The organism is uncultured Granulicatella sp. (assembly GCF_963528195.1).
Taxonomy (GTDB): domain Bacteria; phylum Bacillota; class Bacilli; order Lactobacillales; family Aerococcaceae; genus Granulicatella.
Genome location: NZ_CAURVN010000067.1, coordinates 1 through 4,295, shown reverse-complemented (window position 1 = coordinate 4,295; position 4,295 = coordinate 1). Strand labels below are relative to the sequence as shown.

The window sequence follows — 4,295 nt, the reverse complement described above, 5'->3', positions numbered from 1 at the left end:
ATGTAGAGAAGACAACTTATGAGAAGAATACAGTTATCGTTGCAGGTAATTTTGATATACGGAAAACAAAATATGCAAGACAATTACCTGAAAGCCCAGAATTTTCCATTTATGGCATTAACTTTGAAGAAGAGCATCTTCCTAAAAATGTTCATTATAAAGGTGCTTTTTCACCTGACGAACTTCCTCATCATCTTCAAGGAGGCTTTGGTTTAGTATGGGATGGAGATAGTCCGCATACTTGTAGTGGAATGTACGGAGAATATTTAAAGATGAATAACCCACATAAAGCTTCTCTTTATTTAGCCTCAGGGTTTCCAATGATTGTATGGAGCCAATCTGCTCTGGCTGATTTTGTAAGACAAAATCAATGTGGAATCATAGTTGATTCATTATTTGAAATTGCAAAATCTTTAGAATCTCTTTCAGAAAATGACTATCAAGAGCTGATAAAAAATAGTAAAAAAATCGGAGAAAAAATTCGTAATGGGTATTTTCTAAAAACAGCTTTAGAAAAGTGTGAAAGGAACTTGTAGCCTATGAAACTACAAACATTACGAGAAAAAATCATTCGATATTGTCAAATCGTAAAATATTATGGAGTTAAGCAGACAATAGCTTATTATCTTGCGCAACAATCTGAGACAAAGTTCTATGATTTTCGTAAAGAGATTCTTTTAGACTTTGTATTGAAATTACGTAAAGAAGCTCAAATAGGTGAATCGAGTAATGAAAACGAAGAAGTTGATACAGAATTTCCAAAAATCATTTGGACAATGTGGCAACAGGGAGAAGCACAAATGCCTGAAACGGTAAAAGCTTCACTGAAGACGATCAAAGACTTTGCCAAAAGAAATGGTTGTGAATGTTATTTATTAACTAATGAAAATCTTGCGGATTTCATTAATATTCCTGCAGACATCACTGAAAAATACAAGAACAAAGAATTATCAGCTGCACATTTTTCAGATATTATTCGTTTTAGTGTATTATACCAATATGGTGGAATTTGGATGGATGCAACATTATTTGTTTCTCCTTATGCAACTTTAGAAATGTTTGAAGGAGACTTTTTTACTTTGAATCATCCACCTTTACATACGGATAAAATAGAACGAGCTATTGGTGATTTTAAATGGTCAGGTTTCTTTTTAGCAGGGAAAAAAGGGAAGCCATATTTTAAACATATTCGGGATTTATATTTGTACTATGTCCGTAAATTCCCAATTTTTATTCATTATCTAATGATGGATTTTATTATTTTATCTGAATATAAGTGTAATGATGAATTTTGTACATTAGTCGATGGGTTACCAATTTTAGCTTCTGCTGAGGGAGTATGGTTTTTAAGAAATCATGCGAATGATCCTTTTGATGAAAATGAATGGAGAGAAGTGTTAAAAAACACACCAATTATGAAAACAACCTATAAAATTAATAAAGAAGAGTTAATTCCTAATAGTTATTTACATAAACTCTTCCATGGAGAATTAAATGAATAGAGGGAATGCATGAAAAAAAGTAGAACAGAATTTGCCACTTTGAATACGAGTATAGCTCTTGCGCTTCAACCTTTTCAGGTAATTCTTGGATTTGTTAATCGAACAGTTTTTGTGAATATTCTTGGAATTACTTACTTAGGATTAAGTAACTATTTATCTAGTTTAGTATCAATTTTGTCTTTAGCAGAATTAGGAGTAGCTGGAGCTATTAGTTATGCTTTATATGCTCCATTAGTGAGAGAAGAACATGGAAAAGTAAATGCATTTATGATTCTTTTTAAAAAATTATATCGAATCATTGGAGTATCTATTTTTATACTAGGAGCGATATTATCCTTATTTCTTCCATCTTTGATTAAGGATTATACAATTAATGAGGAAGTCTATTGGATTTATTTTTTGTTTGTATTTAATGCTGGTTCCAGTTATTTCTTCTCATACAAACGAACATTGCTATATGTCGATCAGCGAAATTATGTAATGACGTTAATTGATTTTGGGTTAAATACTGCAAAAGTATTATTGCAAATTGCAGTGATAGTTTTAACTCATAATTATATTTTATATTTATTGATTAATATTATCGTGAATATTATTGGAAATATTGTGATGTCACTGATGGTAGACCGATTATATGATTATTTGTATAACGAAGAAATATCTCCAATTAATGAAGACGAAAGAGAAAAATTTATTCGGAATATTAAAGGAAATATCATTGGAAGTATTGGAGAAACGGTAGTATTTCAAACGGATAGTATTTTAATGGCGAAATTTATTAGTTTAGCAACGATTGGGATTTATGGAAATTATACCTATGTTTTAGGATTTGTTTCTATGATTTTAAACACTGCTATTAATTCGGTCGTTTCTTCTGTTGGAAATTTAGTTCATTCAAAAGATAGAACAGTAGAAGATAAAATCCATTTTTTGAAAAAATTTCAGTTTATTGCTTTTAGTTTGATTTATTTTGCAAGTATGGGATATTTACTATTTATTCATCCGTTTATCATGATCTGGTTAGGAGAGAGTTTTTCATTTAATTGTATGATTGAAATTCTAATTGTTCTTCATTTTTTCTTAACCTTTTATAGAAGACCGATTTTAGTAATGATTTCAGTATATGGCTTAAGTTATGAGCAAAATAAAAAGGTAATTGTAGAGATTATATTAAATATCGTTCTTTCACTGTACTTTTTAGCAATTTTAGATTTAGGAGTAGCAGGAATATTGTTAGGAACCATTGTTTCAACTTTATTGACATGTACATGGTATGAGCCTTATAGTGCGTTTAAGTATGGATTAAAAGCTTCCTCAAAAGAATATATGAAGACAATGATGCAACATTTTATTGTGGCTGGATTTAGTTTTACAGTAATTAGCTTGCTAGAATTTTTTGTTTTTACATCCCTTGAATTGAGTTTGAGTGTAGTGATTAAAATTATTTTATATATTACTGTTTTGAGCGTGTATATTTTCTTATTTAGAAATCATGAAGGTGGCCGACAAATCATTCTGATGATTCAAAAAGTATTCAAGTTAAAAAAATAAGGAGAAAATCAATGAAAAGAATTTTGGTCTGTGGATTAGTTCCAGATATTGGAGGTTTAGAGAAGATTGTTCTTGATTTTTATAATCATATAGATACCAATGAATTTGAACTGGAATTTCTACTACAGGGTTCCGAAGATGTTGAATTTAGTGATCATTTTAAGAATCTCTGTCGTAATCCATTAATCGTGCATAGAATTCCAAAGTTAAGACCCCATATCAAACAAGCATTAAAAGAATGGGATATTTTCTTTAAAGAAAATGCACATCGATATGATATTTTATGGTCGAATCAAAATGGTTTAACTCATCTAGAATTTTTAAAATTAGCGAAGAAATACGGAATTGAAAAAAGAATTGTTCATGGACATTGTGCTACAGCCGATAAATTTTATCGTTTTATTCACCCTATTAATCGACTTTTTGTTGGGAAATATGCAACAGATTTTTGGGCATGTGGAATTGAAGCGTTGAACCATTTTTATCATGGTAAAGAAAGAAATAAAGCTTTGGTGGTACATAATGCGATTGAGGTAGAAAAGTTTTTATATGATGAAGAAAAAAAGATTCAACTTCGAAAGGAATACCATATTCCAAAAGATTGTTTAGTTGTTGGACAAGTTTCTCGCCTATATGAAAAGCAAAAAAATCAAAGCTTTTGTGTGAAGGTGTTTTCTGAAATCGTCAAAAAAGAACCGAATTCTCGTTTAGTTTTTATCGGAAGAGGAGATACTACTTTTTTACAAAATTTGGCTGAACAATATGGAGTAGCAGATAAAGTTATTTTTACAGGATTGAAAACAAATGTTGGTGAAATGTTAAATTTACTAGATGTCTTCTTCTTCCCATCTAATTTTGAAGGTTTACCTATTGTATTAATTGAAGCTCAAACCAATGGATTACCTGTAGTCACAGCGAGTCATTTACCAGATGCTAGAATTTTAGAGAATTTCGACAATCGTTTATCTTTAAATGACTCACTTGAAGAGTGGGCGGATAAAATTTTATCTGTTCGTCATAGTCGAGAACTGGATACAGAAAAAGTGAAGAAGAAAATTGATGAAGCAGGATATGAGATTGAATCAGCTACTCGAAATTTAGAAGAACTATTTAAAAATTAATGAATTGAAATAAAAAGAATATTTGTGTTGAGAATAAGCTTGCTTACGATTTTTCGTGAGCAGGCTTTTTATTATGTGACTTTCAGTCCGTCACGCTCCGTAGGTGCGTGACAAATAAACC

3 protein-coding genes and 1 pseudogene are annotated in these 4,295 nt (G+C 30.4%); all 4 read left to right on the top strand.

The genetic code is table 11. From position 1 onward, the window contains the following. A pseudogene (locus RWR88_RS08585) lies at window positions 1–536 on the top strand (galactofuranosyltransferase); the annotation flags it as partial. Between the two features lie 3 nt (window positions 537–539). Beyond that, entirely contained in the window at window positions 540–1,502 is a 963-nt protein-coding gene (locus RWR88_RS08580) for a capsular polysaccharide synthesis protein (protein WP_314451843.1), read from the top strand. A 9-nt stretch (window positions 1,503–1,511) separates the two neighbouring features. Next, window positions 1,512–3,053 (top strand): transporter, encoded by a 1,542-nt coding sequence (locus RWR88_RS08575; RefSeq protein ID WP_314451841.1) that lies wholly within the window; start codon window positions 1,512–1,514, stop codon window positions 3,051–3,053. Window positions 3,054–3,064: 11 nt separating this feature from the next. Further along, complete coding sequence (locus RWR88_RS08570) at window positions 3,065–4,174, top strand: glycosyltransferase (RefSeq protein ID WP_314451839.1); 1,110 nt, start codon at window positions 3,065–3,067, stop codon at window positions 4,172–4,174. The last annotated feature ends 121 nt before the right edge of the window (window positions 4,175–4,295 follow it).